14 protein-coding genes are annotated in these 18504 nt (G+C 70.4%); 3 read left to right on the top strand and 11 right to left on the bottom strand.

Features of this window, described 5'->3' with window-relative positions; genetic code table 11:
- Positions 1 to 1154: 1154 nt before the first annotated feature.
- On the top strand, positions 1155 to 2207 hold the full coding sequence (locus WBK31_RS08870; protein WP_364065630.1) for a PP2C family protein-serine/threonine phosphatase: 1053 nt from the start codon (positions 1155 to 1157) through the stop codon (positions 2205 to 2207).
- 206 nt (positions 2208 to 2413) lie between these two features.
- Here the strand turns inward: WBK31_RS08870 and WBK31_RS08865 are convergent, their stop codons facing one another.
- Positions 2414 to 2776 (bottom strand): YybH family protein, encoded by a 363-nt coding sequence (locus WBK31_RS08865; RefSeq protein ID WP_378790096.1) that lies wholly within the window; start codon positions 2774 to 2776, stop codon positions 2414 to 2416.
- A gap of 113 nt (positions 2777 to 2889) precedes the next feature.
- Between WBK31_RS08865 and WBK31_RS08860 the strand changes: the two genes are divergently transcribed.
- A complete protein-coding gene (locus WBK31_RS08860; RefSeq protein WP_406674600.1) occupies positions 2890 to 5193 on the top strand; it encodes an ATP-binding cassette domain-containing protein in 2304 nt (767 codons plus the stop codon).
- A 91-nt stretch (positions 5194 to 5284) separates the two neighbouring features.
- On the opposite strand, the gene WBK31_RS08855 is transcribed toward WBK31_RS08860, so the two are convergent.
- The 3 genes from WBK31_RS08855 to WBK31_RS08845 are packed head-to-tail and all read right to left on the bottom strand — an operon-like array spanning position 5285 to position 7825.
- A complete protein-coding gene (locus tag WBK31_RS08855) occupies positions 5285 to 6166 on the bottom strand; it encodes a hypothetical protein (RefSeq protein WP_364065639.1) in 882 nt (293 codons plus the stop codon).
- Positions 6167 to 6198: 32 nt separating this feature from the next.
- A complete protein-coding gene (locus tag WBK31_RS08850) occupies positions 6199 to 7101 on the bottom strand; it encodes an LD-carboxypeptidase (protein WP_378790098.1) in 903 nt (300 codons plus the stop codon).
- Entirely contained in the window at positions 7088 to 7825 is a 738-nt protein-coding gene (locus tag WBK31_RS08845) for an NAD-dependent deacetylase (protein WP_378790099.1), read from the bottom strand. Before WBK31_RS08845 ends, WBK31_RS08850 begins: the two co-directional genes overlap by 14 nt.
- Positions 7826 to 7855: 30 nt before the next feature.
- On the opposite strand from WBK31_RS08845, the gene WBK31_RS08840 reads away from it, so the two are divergent.
- Entirely contained in the window at positions 7856 to 8740 is an 885-nt protein-coding gene (locus WBK31_RS08840; protein WP_364065646.1) for a sulfotransferase, read from the top strand.
- Between the two features lie 14 nt (positions 8741 to 8754).
- On the opposite strand, the gene WBK31_RS08835 is transcribed toward WBK31_RS08840, so the two are convergent.
- The 7 genes from WBK31_RS08835 to WBK31_RS08805 form a co-directional block, all read right to left on the bottom strand.
- Positions 8755 to 10647: an ABC transporter ATP-binding protein gene (locus WBK31_RS08835; protein WP_406674599.1), complete on the bottom strand. Its 1893-nt coding sequence runs from the start codon at positions 10645 to 10647 to the stop codon at positions 8755 to 8757.
- Between the two features lie 387 nt (positions 10648 to 11034).
- Positions 11035 to 11850, bottom strand: coding sequence for an enoyl-CoA hydratase/isomerase family protein (locus WBK31_RS08830; protein ID WP_364065652.1), 816 nt, complete (start codon positions 11848 to 11850; stop codon positions 11035 to 11037).
- Positions 11851 to 11984: 134 nt separating this feature from the next.
- The gene (locus WBK31_RS08825) at positions 11985 to 12200 is read right to left on the bottom strand and encodes a helix-turn-helix domain-containing protein (protein ID WP_020547488.1); all 216 of its coding nucleotides are present in this window, start codon (positions 12198 to 12200) and stop codon (positions 11985 to 11987) included.
- A 113-nt stretch (positions 12201 to 12313) separates the two neighbouring features.
- Positions 12314 to 13915, bottom strand: coding sequence for an ABC-F family ATP-binding cassette domain-containing protein (locus WBK31_RS08820; protein WP_406674598.1), 1602 nt, complete (start codon positions 13913 to 13915; stop codon positions 12314 to 12316).
- A gap of 109 nt (positions 13916 to 14024) precedes the next feature.
- Positions 14025 to 16601 (bottom strand): Tat pathway signal sequence domain protein, encoded by a 2577-nt coding sequence (locus tag WBK31_RS08815; RefSeq protein WP_364065658.1) that lies wholly within the window; start codon positions 16599 to 16601, stop codon positions 14025 to 14027.
- 27 nt (positions 16602 to 16628) lie between these two features.
- Positions 16629 to 17504, bottom strand: a complete 876-nt coding sequence (locus WBK31_RS08810; protein WP_364065661.1) for a carbohydrate ABC transporter permease — start codon at positions 17502 to 17504, stop codon at positions 16629 to 16631.
- A gap of 9 nt (positions 17505 to 17513) precedes the next feature.
- Positions 17514 to 18476 carry an ABC transporter permease gene (locus tag WBK31_RS08805; protein WP_406674597.1) on the bottom strand — a complete coding sequence of 321 codons (963 nt, stop codon included), beginning with the start codon at positions 18474 to 18476 and terminating at the stop codon, positions 17514 to 17516.
- Between the last annotated feature and the right edge of the window lie 28 nt (positions 18477 to 18504).

Here is an 18504-nt window from a genome sequence, read left to right as displayed (position 1 = left end):
CAGCAAACCCCCATAAAAGGGACGCGACTGTTTACTTTCCGTAGCCGACGGGCCTATCCTTCCCGCACACAGAGTCAACGCTCCGTATCCACCCAGCACCTGAATCGAGCCGAAAACGCATCAACGGCGGCCTCTCGGGGCCGTCGTTTTCTCGCCTTTGAAAACGCTTACGAGCGGCGCGCGACTACTTATCCGGCCGCTCGGATAAACGCGTGAATACGTCCGCGCGAAAGATTCTCATTTACTTGCCGGGGCAAGGTGGGGTCAAGGACGCGCGCCGCGGGCCGGATAGGCGAAACGGCCTGATAGAAGGTGACATGGGGGTGCGGGAGACAGTGACGGAAGACGCGCGACGGGGGCGCGGGAAGGGACCGGCCGCCGAAGGCCCGGCCAACGACGGCCACGCAACCGGTCCGAGTGACGGCCAGGCGGCCGCTCCGGCGAACGGCCACATCGCGGCTCCGGCCGAGGGCCACGAGGGCGGCCCAGCGGACGCCCAGGCGTCCGCCCCGGCCTACGACCACGCGGACGGCCCGGCTGGCGGCCACGCGAGCGTTTCCACGGATGGGCATGCGAGCGGCCCGGCCGACGGCCATGCGAGCGTTCCCCCGGATGGCCATGCGAACGTCCCGATCGGCCGTCCAGGGGATACGGCCCTTTCGGACGGCGGGCCACACAGCGAGCCGCGCGGCGATGCGAACGGCAAGCGCGCCCACCGGGCCGGCGGCGGAGTGGGCCACGAGCCGGGCGATGCGGCGAACGGCAGGCGAGCCGACCGAGCCGACAGCGGAGCGGGCGCCGAGCCGAGCAGCGGGACCAGCAGGAGGCGAGCCGACCACACCGACAGCGGAGCCGGCGCCGAGCCGAGCAGCGGGCGAGCCGACCGAGCCGACAGCGGAGCGGGCGCCGAGCCGAGCAGCGGGACCAGCAGGAGGCGAGCCGACCGCGCCGGCGGGCGTAGAGCCGGTAACCAGGCGGCAGGACGCGGGGGTGCCGATCGGGGCGGAGGGCGCCGGGGCGCCGAGCCGGGCGGGGGACGCCGGGCCGGTGGCGCTGCGGGCGGCTGGTCGGGCGGTGGCGGGCCGGCGAGGTGGCCGGGCGGCAGGTCGAGCGGCGGGTCCGGCGGCGGTCGCTACCTGTGGACGCCGTTGTTCGTGGCGGGGCTGCTCGTCGTCACGGCCGTCGTGCTCGCGCTCGACCTGACCACGGGCACGGCCATCCGGCTGTACCCGTTGCTGATCTTCCTCCCCGCCATCGTCTCGGGTCTCGGCGACGTCAAGCAGACGATCGCCGCCTCGGTGTGGGTGGTGCTGGTGGAGGTCGGCATCGGCTTCTTCCTGGGTGCGGAGGTCGACGACCTGCTGCTCGCGGCCTCGTTCACGACGGTGTTCGGCGTGGTGAGCGTGCTGAGCTGCCGGTACCGGGTGTGCCGGGAGGAGGAGGTGCACCGGCTGCGCTCGGCGGCCTCGGCGCTGCAGCGGCTCATCGTGCGCCCGCTCCCCCTCCGTACAGCGGAGGTCGCCGTGGACGGCCTCTACCACCCGGTGGAGGAGGACGCCCTGGTCGGCGGCGACATGTACGACGTGGCGGTGTCCCGGCACGGCACGCGGGTGCTGATCGCGGACGTCCAGGGCAAGGGCCTGCCCGCGATCGGCATGGCGCTGGCCGTGCTGGGCTCGTTCCGCGAGGCCGCCTACCGCGAGCACACGCTGACCGGCGTGGTGACGGCCCTGGAGACGACGGTGGTGCGGCAGAACGTGTTCGCCGCCATGACGGGCGAGCCCGAGCGGCTGGTCACGGCCCTCGTGCTGGACATCGCCGGAGACACGGACGTGGAGGCGGTCAACTGCGGCCACATCGCCCCGTTCGTGATGTTCAACGGCACGGCGTACCAGGTGAACCTGGGCGAGCCCGCCCTGCCGCTGGGGCTCGCGTCGCTGTGGCCGGAGCCGCGCCGCTCCGCACGGTTCCCGTTCCCGCTGGGCGCGACGCTGCTGCTGTGCACCGACGGGGTGACCGATGCTCGCGACCCGCGCGGCGCCTTCTACCCGCTGGAGCAGCGGCTGCGGCAGTGGGCGCCGCAGCCGCCGGTGCCGCTCGCCCGCGCGCTGGGCGCGGATCTGCGGGCGTTCACGGGCTCCGACGCCCGAGACGACATCGCGATCCTGACGCTGCGCCGCATGGGCCCGCCGACCATCCCCCCGTGAGCCACCCTCAAGCGCACAGCCCGTCGCACTTCTCACTCCTGCGCGGCTCGTGAGGGGAGCGCGCCCCGGTGGACTTCCGCATCCCCGGCAACCCGCGCTTCCCCGCGTGACGCGGTTCCTGTGCTCCGGCAGCCTGCACGAAGTCCCCGTGATCGCGCTGCACCACCGCCAGGCCGGCCCGCTCTCGGCCTGGCGGGACGCCCGGCCTAGATCGGCAGGCTCGGCTGGTCGATCACCCACAGCCACGTGCCGTCCTCCTGGCGGCGGGCCACCTCGACGGTGACGCCGCCGCCGGGCAGGCGTACGGAGGTGAGCGCCAGGTCGCCGCTGACCAGCGTGGGCTGCTGCTTCCCCGCGGTGAAGACCGGCCGGTCGGCGACCAGGGCCGCGTACGCCCGGCGGATCTCGTCGGTCCCCCTGGCGACCCCGCCGTCCGGCAGCGCCAGCACCGCGTCCGGCTCGTACAGCGCCACCAGCCCCTCGACGTCACCCGCGTTGAGCCGCTCGACGACGAAACGGCTAAGGTCCTCGGGCCGGGCGGCGCGCTCCCGGACGTCCTCCATCGTCATGACTCCTCATTTCTGTCAGAGCCTCGCGACACAATCATCGCGAAGCCGGTGTACGCTGTCCCGGCCGTATCTCCTTACAGCATAAACAATTCGGCCGACGACGGAAGGATCCCGTGCTCACCAGCCCCGAGGCAAGCACCGATCACGCTCATCACGCTCTGGCGGACAGCCACGACCACATCCAGGTCCGCGGCGCCAGGGAGAACAACCTCAAGGGCGTCTCCCTCGACGTCCCCAAGCGGCGGCTCACCGTGTTCACCGGGGTGTCCGGCTCCGGCAAGTCCTCGCTCGTCTTCGACACGATCGCCGCCGAGTCGCGCCGGCTGATCGACGAGACCTACACCGCGTTCATCCAGTCGTTCATGCCGAGCCTCAGCCGTCCCGACGTCGACGCGCTGCACAACCTCAGTGCGGCGATCATCGTGGACCAGGAGCGCCTGGGCGCCAACCCGCGCTCCACCGTCGGCACCGTGACCGACGCCCACACGATGCTGCGCATCCTGTTCAGCCGCATCGGCCGCCCCTACGTCGGCCCCGCCTACGCCTTCAGCTTCAACCGGGCCGAGGGCATGTGCCCCGAGTGCGAGGGCCTCGGCAAGGCGTCGGAGATCGACGTGGACGCGCTGGTGGACCGGGAGCTGTCGCTGGACGACGGCGCCATCAAGATCCCGGGCTTCGCGGTCGGGAGCTGGCAGTGGCAGGTCGTGGCGGGCTCCGGCCTGTTCGATCCGGGCGTGAAGCTGAAGGACTTCACCGAGCAGCAGTGGCAGGACCTGCTCCACAAGCCCGCGGTCAAGCTCAAGTACAGCGCGGGCAACTTCACCTACGAGGGGCTCGTGCTCAAGGTGCGCAAGTCGTACCTGGGCAAGGACCGCGAGTCGATGCAGCCGGCGGCACGCGCGTTCGCCGACCGGGCGATCAAGCTCGCGACCTGCCCCTCGTGCGGCGGCAGCCGGCTCAACGAGGCCGCGCGCTCGGCCCGCGTCCAGGGCAGGAGCATCGCCGAATGCGCGGCCATGCAGATCGACGACCTGGCGGCGTTCATCCGCGGCATCGACGACCCGTCGGTCGGCCCGGTGCTCGAGGGGCTGCTGTCCACGCTCGACTCCCTGGTCGGCATCGGCCTCGGCTACCTCAGCCTCGACCGCGAGTCCGCCACGCTGTCGGGCGGCGAGGCCCAGCGGGTCAAGATGGTCCGCCATCTCAACTCCAGCCTCACCGACGTCACGTACGTCTTCGACGAGCCGACCGCGGGGCTGCACCCGCACGACATCCAGCGCATGAACACCCTGCTGCTGCGGCTGCGCGACAAGGGCAACACGGTGCTCGTCGTCGAGCACAAGCCCGAGCTGATCGCGATCGCCGACCACGTGGTGGACCTCGGCCCCGGCGCGGGCACCGCCGGCGGCGAGATCTGCTACCAGGGCGACCTGGCGGGCCTGCGCGCCTCCGGCACGCTCACCGGCCGCTACCTCGACCACCGGGTGAGCCTGCGCGAGGAGGTGCGCAAGCCCACCGGGCGGCTCCCGATCAGGAACGCCACCTCGCACAACCTGCGCGACGTGAGCGTGGACATCCCGCTCGGGGTGCTCACCGTGGTCACCGGAGTGGCGGGCTCGGGCAAGAGCTCGCTGATCCACGGGTACGTGGCGGGCCGCGAGGGCGTGGTCGTGGCCGACCAGTCGCCGATCCGCGGCTCGCGCCGCAGCAACCCGGCCACCTACACCGGCGTGCTCGACCCGATCCGTACGGCGTTCGCCAAGGCCAACGGCGTCAAGCCGGGCCTGTTCAGCGCCAACTCCGAAGGCGCCTGCCCGGCCTGCAAGGGCATCGGCCTCATCTACACCGACCTCGCGATGATGGCCGGGGTGGCCTCGGTGTGCGAGCAGTGCGAGGGCAAGCGGTTCACGCCCGAGGTGCTGACGTACCGGCTGCGCGGCAAGAACATCAGCGAGGTGCTGGAGATGCCGGTGGCCGAGGCCAGGGAGTTCTTCCCCGACGGGCAGGCGGGCGTCATCCTCGACCGGCTGATGGCCGTCGGCCTCGGCTACCTCGGGCTCGGGCAGCCGCTCACGACGCTCTCGGGCGGCGAGCGGCAGCGGCTCAAGCTGGCCATCAACATGGCGAAGACCGGCACCACGTACGTCCTGGACGAGCCCACCACCGGCCTGCACCTCGCCGACGTCGATCAGCTCCTGTCGCTGCTCGACCGCCTGGTGGACGACGGCAACACGGTCATCGTGATCGAGCACCACCAGGCCGTCATGGCGCACGCCGACTGGATCATCGACCTCGGCCCCGGCGCCGGTCACGACGGCGGTCAGGTGGTCTTCACCGGCACGCCGGGCGAGCTGGTCGCCACCGGCACCTCGCTGACGGCCGTCCACCTGCGCGACTACGTCGGCCGCACCCGCTGAGCGCGAGATCAGACGGCGAGGGTCAGGCGGCGAGGCGGGCACACGCAGCGGGCCTCCGACGGCGAGGCGAGACGCCCGCGAACGGCGAGGGTCAGACCGCGAGGCGGGCCAGGACGCGCGCGAACTCGGGCGGCGGCGCCACGACGAGCCTGGTCTGCCCGTCCTGGGCGACGATGTCGGCCCTGATCAGCGTCAGCCGCCCGTCGTGCCACCAGTAGACCTGGGGGCTGAGCCCGTCGGTGCGCACGGCGTGCACGCGCAGCCGTTCGAGCGCGCGTACCACGCCGATGCCGTCCACCGGGTGCACGAGCAGCGTGTACGGGTCGGGCAGCACCACGAGCACCCCGTCGCCGGGCACGGCCACGTGCTCGTCCAGCCAGCGCAGGTGGACGGCGGCCGACGGGCTCTCGGCGGTCAGCCGGATGACCGGGGTGCCGGACAGCTCGATGTGCTCGGTGGTCAGCGAGCCGTGCCTGCGGACGTTGGCCACCGCCCGGTCGAGCGCCTGCCCGCCGGAGACCGGCCAGCAGCCCGACTCCTCGGGGCGGACCAGCCGCGCGCCCACGGTGAGCAGCTCGACCAGGTCGGCGTTGAGGTGGCGGCCGACGACGCGGGTGAGGTCGGGCACCTCGTCCACCGACTCGACCCTGATCCGCAGCAGCGGCCCGGCCTGCTCCAGGTCGCACACGTCCACGCGCTCGCCGACGGTGGCGACGGCGTGCGCGAGATGCTCGGAAACCAGCACCGGCCAGTCCTCCCTGGCCCGCCGCGCGGCCTCGCGCCGCAGCCCGGTCAGCTTGACGACCAGCCCGGCGTCCGGCCCCGCCGCGCTGGTGAGGGTGAGGCGGGAGCCGTCGCCGGAGAACGAGAAGGAGTATCCGAGGGACTCCGCGACGAGCGCCAGCAGCGAATCGAGATCGACGTCCTCGACCGTACGGCCCGAGGGCTCGCGGTCACGTTCGAACCCATTCACGTGCTGTGTCCCTTTCTGCCGGATTTGTCCCTCTACCTTGCCTGGTCCCAGACCCCCGTCGAGCCAGTCAGCGAACACGATTCGGTATCGATAACACCAAGTGCCCCAAGCCACACGCTCATCTGGGGTGTCCCGTGTCCCACCGGCAAACCGGCCACGATGGGCACCCCCAGCGGGCGCAGCCGGTCTTCCAGCACCGGGTACGGATCTCCGCAGCCCACCCACGAGCCCAGCGCGACACCTCGTACGCCGTCGAAGACGCCCGCCTGCAGAAGCTGGGTGAGCATCCGGTCGACGCGATAGGGCTCCTCGCCGATGTCCTCGAGGAACGCGATGCAACCGTCGAACGACGGCTGCCACCTCGTGCCGCACATGGAGGCGAGCAACGACAGGTTACCCCCGCGCACCTCGCCCTCCGCCCGGCCGGGCGCCAGCACCCGGTCACCGGTGACCGGCACCGGCGCGCCCGTCTCGAACAGCGCCTCGCGCAGGCTCTCCCACGTGCGCGGCTCGGGACCGGCCTCATCCCCCGCGATCACGTCGCAGGCGGCCATCGGCCCATGCAGCGTCGGCACGCCCAGCTCGATGCCGAACGCGTTGTGCAGCGCCGTGATGTCGCTCGACCCGAGCAGCACCTTCGGCCCCGCGGCCCGCATCGCGTCCCAGTCGAGCAGGTCGAGCAGCCGGGCCGCGCCGTAGCCGCCACGGCAGCAGAAGACGCCGGAGACGGCCGGGTCGCACCAGGCGTCCTGGAGGTCGGCCGCCCGGGCGGCGTCCTCGCCCGCCAGGTACTCGAGGTTCTGCCGGTCGAGCGCGTGCGCCCCGGTCACCACCTTCAGCCCGAGGCTCTCCAGCCGCTGGACGCCGCGGCGCAGCAGCTCGGGATTGGGCGGTCCGGACGGCGAGACGATGGCGACGGTGTCACCTTGCCGCATCGATCAACTCCTTGACGAGCGCGGGTAGTGCCTGGCCGATCGGCTCGTTGACGACCCGATCGGCGTAAGGGTCGTAGGGGGTCGGCTGGGCGTTCACGATCACCAGCCGGGCGCCCGCGTCGAGCGCCTCGCCGCATAGCCCGGCGGCCGGGTGCACGGTCAGCGACGTGCCCACCGCCAGGAACAGCTCGCACGAGCGGGCCGCGTCGAGCGCCGCGGTCAGCACCTCCGGCCTCAGCGACTGCCCGAACGAGATCGTGTTGGCATTCTGGATGCCGCCGCAGCGCGGGCACGGCGGGTCGTCCTCGCCCGCGGCGACCCTGGCCAGCACCTCCTCCATGGGCGTGATCAGGTCGCAGGACAGGCACTCGGCGCGGCGCATGGTGCCGTGCAGCTCGATGACCTTCTCCGGCGACGACCCGGCGCGCTGGTGCAGCTCGTCGATGTTCTGGGTGATGAGCGCGCGCAGCAGCCCGGCTCGCTCCAGCTCGACCAGCGCCAGATGGGCGGCGTTGGGCTCGGCCTGCCAGGCGGGCGAATGCAGCCGGGCCTGCCAGGCGGCCCGCCTGACCTCGGGATCGGCGAGGTAGCGGTCGATCGTCGCGTCGGCCTCGGCGCGCGGGTTCTTCGTCCACACGCCTTGAGGCCCCCGATAGTCGGGAATGCCGGAATCGGTGGACACACCCGCTCCGGTGAGGACCGACACTGAGGTTGGCGCGTTCACCTGCCAAACGGTGTCACACTTGGCTGCTGTATGCGACTTCCGCCCCACATCCTCGTGGTCAACGGCATCAAGGTCCGCCGTCCGGTCTTCCTGCTCGGAGCGCCGCATTCCGGAGTGGACCTCTTGGCCCGCGCCCTCAAACGATCACCCGGCTTCCACGTGACGATGGGCCGCGCGAGCGTGGCGCACGTGGTCCAGGCCTTCGCCCGCAAACCGTCGCTCTCCCGTACGACCGGCGCCGTCCAGGTGATGCGCGACGCGCTCGCCGAATCGTGGCAGGTGCTCCCCCGCTCCTGCGGCGACTGCGCCGAGTCGTGCCGGGACGCCGGCGGGGTGACCGGCACCGGCCCGTGCGTCAGCGCCGCCGACGTCACCCGCTTCGGCGACGGCAGCCCCGACCTGCTCTACAGCGCGCCCGTGCTGCTCCAGGCGTTCCCCGACGCCCGCTTCGTGCAGCTCATCCGCGACGGCAGGGACGTCGTCGCCGGCATGCTCGCCGACCCCGCCTGCCTGGCCTGGTTCAAGCCGGCCATGGTGGCCGAGCACACCGAGTTCCCCAGCGCGTTCCTCGGCGTCAACAAGGAGGAGCACCTGGAGCGATGGAAGGCCATGCCCGCGGCGGGCAAGAGCGCGCTGCGGTGGCGCAGCGCCGTGCGGCTCAGCGCCGAGCTGCGCCGCACGCTGCCCGAACGGCAGCTGCTGACGTTGCGCTACGAGGAGCTGGTGAGCAGGCCGCAGCAGGCGGTGGCCGGGCTCTCGGAGTTCCTGGAGACGCGGGTGTCCAAGGTCGTCATGTACGACCCCGCCGTGCCGAAGGTGGGCGCGTGGCGTACCGCGCTGGGCCGCGACGACCTGGAGCTGGTGGAGAAGGTCGCCAGGCAGGAGCTGAACCGGCTCGGCTACCTGAAGAGCTGACCCGCCCGCCCGGGTCAGGTGGTGGCCGGGCTGCCGTCCGACGAGCTGAACTGCGTGCGGTACAGCTCGGCGTACAGCCCGCCGCGGGCCAGCAGCTCCTCGTGCCGCCCCCGCTCGGCGATGCGGCCGTCCTGGACGACGAGGATCTCGTCGGCCTCCCTGATCGTGGAGAGCCGGTGCGCGATCACCAGCGAGGTGCGGCCCTCCAGGGCGGTCTTGAGCGCCACCTGCACCGCCGCCTCCGACTCGGAGTCGAGGTGGGCGGTGGCCTCGTCGAGCACGACCACCCGTGGCGCCTTGAGCAGCAGCCTGGCCAGCGCGAGCCGCTGCTTCTCGCCGCCCGACAGCCGGTAGCCGCGATCGCCCACCACGGTCTCCAGCCCTTCGGGCAGGCCGGCGACCAGGTCGGCGATCTGCGCCGCCCGCAGCGCCTCCCACATCTCCTCTTCGCTCGCCCCCGGCCTGGCGTAGCGGAGGTTGGCCGCGATCGTGTCGTGGAAGAGGTGAGGGTCCTGCATGACCACGCCCACGGTGTCGCGCAGGGAGGCCAGCGTGGCGTCGCGCACGTCGAGGCCGTTGATGCGCACCGCGCCCTGGTCGACGTCGTAGAGCCGGGACACCAGCGATGTGATCGTGGTCTTGCCGGCGCCGCTCGGGCCGACGAGCGCGACGAGCCTGCCCGGCTCGGCGGTGAACGACACGCCCTTGAGCACCGGGTGCGAAGGACCGGTGTCCTGCCTGGCCACCGACTCCAGCGAGGCCAGCGAGACCTCCTCAGCGGCCGGGTAGCGGAAGTGCACGTCGTCGAACTCGATCGTGACCGGCCCTTCCGGCACCGGCACCGCGCCGGGCCGCTCGGCCACCATGGGCTTCAGGTCGAGGATCTCGAAGACGCGGTCGAAGCTGACCAGCGCGGTCATCACGTCGACGTGGACGTTGGACAGCGAGGTGAGCGGGCCGTACAGGCGCATGAGCAGCGCGGCCAGCGCGACGAGGGTGCCGAGCTCGAACGCGCCCGAGACGGACAGTACGCCGCCGATGCCGTAGACCATGGCCGTGGCCAGGGCGGCGATGAGGCCGAGCGCGACGCGGAAGACGGTGCCGTACATCGCGACGGTCACGCCGACGTCGCGCACCCGCGCGGCGCGGGCGCCGAACATGGCGGCGTCGTCCTCGGGGCGGCCGTAGAGCTTGGCGACCATCGCGCCCGCGACGTTGAAGCGCTCGGTGGTGACCGAGCTCATCTCGGCGTCGAGCTGCATCTGCTCGCGGGTCAGCGCCGACATGCGGCGGCCGACGTATTTCGCGGGCACGATGAAGATCGGCAGCAGCACCAGGGCGACCAGCGTCACCTGCCACGACAGCGCCAGCATCGCGCCGAGCACCAGGACCAGGCTGACGACGTTGGAGACGACCGACGACAACGTGCTGGTGAGCGCCCGCTGGGCGCCGATCACGTCGGTGTTGAGCCGGCTGACCAGCGCGCCGGTCTGCGCGCGCATGAAGAACGCCACCGGCATGCGCTGGACGTGGTCGAACACCTCGGTGCGCAGGTCGTAGATGAGGCCCTCGCCGATGCGGGCGGAGAACCACCGCTGCACCAGCGTCAGCCCGGCGTCGACCAGCGCGAGCGCGGCTATCGCCACGGCGAGGCCGATCACCACGCCGGTGCGCTTGAGCAGGATGCCGTCGTCGATGATGGCCTTCATCAGCAGCGGGTTGGCCACCACGATCACCGCGCCGGCCACCACGAGCAGCAGGAACGCCATGATCTGCCGGGTGTAGGGGCGGGCGTAGCGCGCGATGCGCCGCACGGTGCCGGGTCGCAGCCGCTGCTGCAGGACCGAACCGTCGCGTCGCAGTGACGCCCATACGTGCGGCCCGAAGCCGCCGCCCATCATCGCCATCCGGCATTCCCTTCCTCCGCCGGAGACAGCGCTCGGGCGGCGCGGGGAGATTCCCCGATCAGCTCACCGCGAAACCCACGCCTCAAACCCCGGCACGGGCAGCCCCAAACCCGGACGCGTCACCCTGAACCGGTGCTGATCGCCGCTGAACGCGCCGCTGAGAGCCTGTGAGGGCCCGCCTGGACCCATGGGGCACCCCCGCCGCTCAACGCGCGTCACGATGCCTCAGAGCGCGCCGCGGCGCCGCCGTCCCGCCGAGCGGCGCACGTCAGCGGGACGGCTCCTGATCTCCGGCTCAGCCGCCACTGATCCCCGAATCAGCCGGAACACCCTCGGGTCACGATCCGCCCCGATCGGATCACGACCTCGCCCGGCCCCCGAGCCGGATCAGCCGAAGAGCGCCTTGATCCGTGCGGCCTGTTCGATGCCCTCGGCCACACTCTGCTCCTCCAAGGTGCGTTGCCGCGCCCCCTGGAGGAGCCGCTTGGTCGCCACGGCCGCGTCCCTGTTGACGGACAGCAGCGCAGCGACCTTGTCACTTACCGCTTGCTCCAGGTCGCCACGGGCGACCACTTGCTCCGCGAGGCCGATGCGCATGGCCTCGTCGGCGTGCACGGTCCTGGCGGTCAGGCAGATGTCGATGGCCTTGGCCAGGCCGACCAGCTCGACCAGGGGCTTCGTCCCGGTCAGGTCGGGCACCAGGCCCAGTGCGGGCTCTTTCATGCAGAACGCGACATCCTCGGCCACGATGCGGAGGTCGCAGGAGAGCGCGAGCTGGAACCCCGCGCCGATCGCGTGCCCCTGAACCGCCGCGATGGAGACGATCTCCGGGCGGCGCAGCCACAGGAACCCCGCTTGGGCCTGTCTGATGCGCTGCTCGAAGCCGGCGTCGCCGATCTTGGCCGCCGTACTGAAGGAGCCCTGTCCTGGCACCCCCTCAGATGTGAACATTCGCAGGTCGATACCTGCCGAGAAGGACGGTCCCTCACCTTTCACGACGACGACGCGGACCTGCTCGGGCAGGCTCTCGCCGATGCGAGCCAGGGCCGACCATGTCGCGAACGTCTGCGCGTTGCGCTTTTCCGGCCGGGCCAGCGTGATCGTCGCTATCTCACCGTCCACCTCGTAGCGGACTCCGCTCTCCGCCTCGGCGAAGCCGTCGTCCGCGATCCCCCCGCGCTGTTGCGCCTGCGCTTCCGCCATCGCCCGCTCCCTCCGCTTCCGGAATGTCAGGAGTGCTGACCGTCGCGCCCGAGCCTACAGAATATGGTTCTGGCTCGGGCGCGACGCCGGCCTGCTGGGACGAGCGGCTGCGGTCGCACGTTCCGAGACGCCGGTCAGCGCTTGGACTTGCCCCGGGTCGCACCGCCGCGCCCGCGCAGAGTCACACCGGACTCGCTCAGGATGCGGTGGATGAACCCGTAGGACCGACCGGTCGAAGCGGCCAGGGCGCGGATGCTCTCACCCGCGGCGTAGCGCTTCTTGAGATCGCCGGCCAGTTTTTCCCGGTCGGCCCCGGTGACCCGGGTGCCCTTCTTCAGTGTCTCGGCCACGAGTACCTCCTGTAGTGCCGGACTTCCGCAGCGTTACTCCGCCATGATCAGTCATTTCAGCGGGATCGGCTACCTACTCCACGGGAAAAGATCCGTACCCACTCAAATTAAGATCAGGCGAGTGCCACAAGATCGGAAAATTCGTCGCTCCATGCGTCTTCAGTTCCGTCCGGTAGCAAGATCACCCTATCCGGTGACAGGGCGTCAACGGCACCCTCGTCGTGCGTCACTAGGACGATAGCTCCTGAATACGACCTCAGAGCATTGAGAACCTGCTCTCGGCTGACAGGATCAAGGTTGTTCGTAGGCTCGTCGAGAAGAAGAACATTAGCGCTGGAGAGCACCAAGATCGCAAGTGCGAGACGGGTCTTCTCGCCACCGGACAAGACTCCCGCGGGCTTGTCGACGTCGTCTCCGGTGAACAGGAACGAGCCGAGCACCTTGCGCAACTCGGTGTCGGTGAAGTCGCCGCCGCCGGCCGATCGCATGTTCTCCAATAGCGTACGGTCGGCGTCAAGAGTCTCGTGTTCCTGGGCGTAATAACCGATCTTGAGCCCGTGTCCCGCCACGATCTCGCCGGTGTCGGGCTTTTCCAGACCGGCCAGCAGGCGCAGCAGCGTGGTCTTGCCGGCGCCGTTCAGACCGAGGATGACGACCCTGTGACCTCGGTCGATGGCCACATCGACGTCGGTGAAGACCTCCAGCGACCCGTACGACTTCGACAGCCCGCGCGCCATCAGCGGAGTGCGCCCGCACGGCTGCGGATCGGGGAAGCGCAGCCGCGCCACCTTGTCACTCTTGCGCTCCTCCTCGGTGCCGGCGAGCAGGCGGTGCGCGCGGCGCATCATGTCCTGGGCGGCCTTGGCCTTGGTGGCCTTGGCGCGCATCTTGTCGGCCTGCGCGAGCAGCGCTCCGGCTTGTTTCTCGGCGTTGGCGCGCTCGCGCTTCCTGCGCTTCTCGTCGGTCTCGCGCTGGGCGAGGTACGCCTTCCAGCCGACGTTGTAGTGATCGATCGTGGCCCGGTTGGCGTCGAGGTGCAGGACCTTGTTGACCGTCGCTTCAAGAAGCCCGACGTCGTGGCTGATGATCACCAAGCCGCCTTGATGGCTGCGCAAAAAATCACGAAGCCACCCGATTGAGTCGGCATCTAGGTGGTTTGTCGGCTCGTCAAGAAGGAGAGTTTCAGCCCCGCTGAAAAGAATTCGCGCCAATTCCACCCGGCGGCGCTGGCCGCCGGAAAGCGTTTGCAGCGGCTGGCCGAGCACCCGGTCGGGCAGACCGAGGCTGGAGGCGATGGAGGCCGCCTCCGACTCGGCCGCATAACCGCCCAGCACGTGCATTTGATCTTCGAGCCGGCCGTAACGGCGCACGGCCTTCTCCCGGGTGCGGTCGTCGGCGGAGGACATGGCCAGCTCCGCCTCGCGCAGCTCGCGGAAGACCTCGTCGAGCCCGCGCGCCGACAGAATGCGGTCGCGCGCCAGCACCTGAAGGTCGCCGGTGCGCGGGTCCTGAGGGAGATATCCCACGCTGCCGGCGCGGGTGACCGTGCCGGCCGCGGGCAGGGCCTCGCCCGCCAGCACCTTGGTGAGCGTGGTCTTACCGGCGCCGTTGCGGCCGACGAGACCGATCTTGTCACCCGGGTTGACGCGGAACGAGGCTTTTTCGATGAGCAGGCGCGCGCCCGCGCGCAGCTCGATATCATTGGCAAGGATCATGTGACCGGACACTCCCGAGCTAGGAAACGAGGATTGGGCGTGGAACGCCGGTCAATCGGGAGCATGCATACCGATCAGTGTAGAGCCCCGAGCAGGGGCTCCACCTTCGCTATTTCTCCGGCAGGTGCTCCCCTATCAGGGCCAGATTGTGAATGGCCGCAAGGCCGTACTGCGCCGCGCTGTTGGTGCTGACGTAGGCCGCCTCGCGCACCGCGTGCGGCACTTCGGGGCCGTCCACCGTGGTGAGCTCCCACTCGTCCTGCTCCTGCAGCGGGTTGCGGTTGAGCTGGTCGCCCTCGCCGGTGAAGAACTTGTGCCAGGCCCAGGCCGCGAGCCCGGCGTCGCCGGTGCGCGCCGCCGCGTACGCGGTGAGCCTGCTGTGCGCCTGGATCAGCGAGATCCCGCTCAGCGCCACGCCCACCTCGGCCTTCTGCTGCTCGGGCGTGGCCAGGTAGAGGCGGCAGTACTCCAGCCAGGCCTCCTCGAAGCCGGGCACGTCCAGGCCGAGCCCGATCAGCTCGGCGCAGATCTCCGGCAGCCCGAACAGCGACGACAGGTGCGAGACGGAGATCCGGTCGCGTGAGGTGTCGAAGCGGCCGGTCTCCAGGTCGAGCCGGCCCTCGCCGGTCAGGAAGCGGCGCGGCATCGCGGCGATGTCGGCCATCGTGCCGAGCAGCCGGTCGCGGGCCCGCTCGTCGCCGTGCCGCTCCCAGCGGGTGAGCCAGGCGGCGGCCAGCGCACCCCAGTCGGTGCCGAGCCCGACCGACAGCGCCGACGGGTCGGGCGTGTAGACGTCGTCGCGCACCTTGCGCAGCGGGTCGATGGCGAGGAACGTCTCCTCGGGCGCGCTCAGCTCGTCCATCAGGTCGCCGGTGCGCTCGTCGGCGGTCAGGTAGTAGTAGAAGCGCCGGTAGGCGGCGTTGGAGATGCGCACCTGCTTGCAGCTGCACCCCCAGTGCTGCACGTTGTGCCGGCTGCCCAGTCCCTTCCACCGGCCCAGGTGGTAGACGTCCACCTCGCCGGTGTGGCGGGTCATGGCCTCGGCGAAGCGGAAGACGTCGGCCCTGCCGGTGCGCAGATACTGCAGCCAGAGCCACAGGTCGGGCGAGAGCTCGGAGTTGTCCCAGGCGTAGCCGCCCACGTCGTAGCGCCAGGTGTGCCGGTCGCCGTCGTAGGTGTGCATGACGTCGCCGTAGTCCCAGAAGCCGTACCAGCGGCGCTGCTCGCGTTCCCGTACGTAGTGGTCGAACAGGAAGTCCAGCCGGTCCTCGATGTCGGCGCGGGCCGGGGTCGAGCGGTCGGGCAGCGACCAGACGCCGAACACACCCGCCTCATGCACCCGCTCGGGGCTCGCGACCAGCAGGCCCGGCTCGTTCATCGCGGCGGCGTGCCCGGCCAGCTCCTGCGCGCTCGGCGTGGTCTCGTGGAAGCGCAGGCTCAGCTCGTGCGTACGCGCGATGCCCCGCGGGTCCCCGTATCCCGGCTCGTAGTCCTCGTAGGTGATCTCCAGCCCTTCGAGCTGCTCGGCGAAGGTGTCCTGGCCCATGCCGTCGTGGTAGAAGCGCAGGTCCATGGCCGGGGCCGAGGGCGACCAGAGCCAGACGGTGGCGGTGGCGAGGCCGGTGGCGGCGTTCCTGATGTCGAGGCGGGTGGGGTGCAGGCGCCAGAAGTCGCGCAGCCCGAAGCCGAGGCCGCCGCTCGTCCCGCCGACGTAGCCGTATCCGGCCGAGCGGGTGCCCGACGGGATCGTCACCCAGGCGTGGCCGTCCTTGGTGCGCTTGCGCAGCGTGTAGCCGTCGGCCGAGGTCTGGTCGAGCGTGTAGTCGCTCCAGGTGGGGATGAGGTGGAGCCGGGAGGCCACCCCTTCGGCGAGCGGTCCCGCGGGGCGGCCCTCGATCTGGTTGCGGCGGGGCGATTCGCCGGGGTCGATGCGCAGGCCGGTGAGCCCGCGTACCGCCTCGGTGAGGAAGCCGGTCTCCCCGGCCAGGCGGATGTGCCGGTCGTGCGGCTCGTCGCGCATGACCACGTCGGCGCGCAGCCCCAGCCCGGCGAGGAAGTCGTGCTCGGGGTCGCCGTCCCAGATGAAGGTGTGCATCACCCGTACGTGCTCGGCCCCGGCGTAGAAGTACAGGCGCACGGTGAACGGCAGCCAGTCGCCGTGCCTGCCCTCCAGCCGCACCACCGCGCGCACCGGGCCCTCCTGCTCCACGGCGACGCTCTCGACGACGCCGGCCGCCCGCTCGCGCACCACGTGCCCGCCCTCGTCGGGTGCGGGCTCGCGCTGGCGCAGGCTGACCAGGCGCACGTCCCTGGCGATCTCACGGCCCGCGCGCCGGACCGACTTGGCCAGCGTGCCGCCGCCGATGTGCCAGGTGATGACGCCGGTGCTCACCACCAGCTCGCCGCGCTCGCGGGCGACCGTGACGGGCGTCTGCGTGGCGGCCGGTTCGCGTCCCGGCTCCAGCCGGTACGCCTCCGCGTGCGGTCCCGCCCCGATCGCGTGCGCCGACCACTTGACCGAGCCGTCCGGCCAGGTCGCGGTCACCCAGCTCTGCACCGGCACCTGCCGTCCTTCGGCGTCGGCCAGCGCGAACGGCGTGCCGCGCTCGACCGCGCCGCGCGGCCACGGCACGCCCCAGGTCGTCCCCTGCTCGGCGGGCCGATCCAGCCAGCGCAGCTCGGCCATGTACCTCTCCTTCACGATGTGTTCGCGTTATTCCTTGACCGACCCGATGAGGACGCCCTTGACGAAGTGCTTCTGCAGGAACGGGTAGAAGCACAGGATCGGCAGCGTGGCGATGACCACGACGGCGAACTTCAGCCCCTGCGTCGGGAAGAACACCGTCTCCAGGGCCGACAGCGCGTTCTGCGCGTCCGCGCCGGTGAGCTGGCGCACCAGCACCTGGAGCGTCCACTTGCTGCTGTCGTCGATGTAGAGCAGCGGCGACATGTAGTCGTTCCAGATGCCCACGGCGTAGAACAGCGAGAACGTCGCGATGATCGGCTTCGACAGCGGCAGCACGATCTTGAAGAAGACGCCCATCTCCGTGCAGCCGTCGATGCGGGCCGCCTCCTCCAGCGCCTCGGGCAGTTCCTGGAAGAAGCTCTTGACGATGAGCAGGTAGAACGGGTTGATCGCGAGCGGCAGGATCAGCGCCCAGTAGCTGTTGAGCAGCCCCAGGTCGCGCACCACCAGGTACGTCGGGATGATCCCGCCGCTGAACACCACCGTGAAGATGACCATGTTGAGCGCCAGCGTCCGGCCCGGCAGGTAGCGCTTGGCCAGCGGGTACGCCATGGTCAGCGTCAGCATGAGCTGGATGACCGTGCCGACGGCCGTCACCCCGACCGTGGTCAGCAGCGCCCTGATGAACACATCGGTGGCGAAGATGTACTCGTAGGTGCTGGTGACGAACTTGTGCGGCCACAGGAAGAACGACCGCGAGGCGATCTCCGACTCCGAGGCGAACGAGCCCGCGAGGACGTACAGCAGCGGCAGAAGCGTGATCAGGCCCAGCCCGATCAGCACGATGATGTTGATCGTGTCGAAGATCCGGCTGCCCACGGAGCGGTACTGGTTGACGGACATGCGGCGCTCCTAGAACAGACCCCGCTGGCCGAGGCGCTTGGCCAGCCAGTTGGAACCGAAGATCAGCAGGACTCCCGCCACGCCCTTGAACAGGCCGACGGCCGTGGCGTAGCTGAACGCGCCCTGGTTGATGCCCACGTAGTAGACGAAGGTGTCGAAGACGTCGGCGGTGGCGCGGTTGAGGCTGTTGGTCATGAGCCAGATCTGCTCGAAGCTCATGTCGAGCAGGTTGCCGGACATGAGGATGGCCATGACGACGATCGTCGGGCGGATCGCGGGCAGCGTGACGTGCCAGAGCTGGCGCCAGCGGCCGGCGCCGTCCATCCGCGCCGCCTCGTACAGGTCGTGGTTCACGCCCGCCAGTGCCGCCAGGTAGATGATCGTGGACCACCCGGTGGTCTTCCACAGCGTCTGCAGGACGATGACCGGCCTGAACCACTCGGGCTGCGCCACGTAGTCGACCTTGGGCCCGCCGACGATGTCGTGGATCCACCCGGCCAGCACGCCGTAGTCGACCGAGAACAGGATGTACGTCAGCGACGCGACGATCGTCCACGACAGGAAGTGCGGGATGTAGATCAGCGACTGGACCGAGCGCTTGAGTATGTTGATCCGCAGCTCGTTCAGCATCAGCGCGACGATGATCGGCGCGGGGAAGACGAAGATGATGTTCAGCAGCGCCAGGACCAGCGTGTTGTACATCAGCAGGCCGAAGTCGGGCCCCGTGAACAGGTCCACGAAGTGCTTGAAGCCCACCCACTCGCTGCCGTTGTAGCCCAGGAACGGCACGAAGTCCTGGAAGGCGATCTGCAGGCCGCGCATGGGCACGTACTTGAAGACGATGAAGTACACCAGCCCGGGAACGAGCATGAGGTACAGCCATCGGAAGCGCCACAGATTGCGGGCCTTACCGGGCTTGCGCCCGTGCGACGTGACCGTCTTGACCGGTGGCGTCGCCAGGTCGGTGGCCACTCGGCCTCCTTTCCATGGGAGGGGCCCG

Origin of the sequence: Nonomuraea sp. N2-4H, assembly GCF_045291505.1 — a bacterium.
Lineage (GTDB): Bacteria > Actinomycetota > Actinomycetes > Streptosporangiales > Streptosporangiaceae > Nonomuraea > Nonomuraea fastidiosa.
Note: the sequence above shows the minus strand (reverse complement) of the source record. Positions and strands in the feature narration are given on the sequence as shown.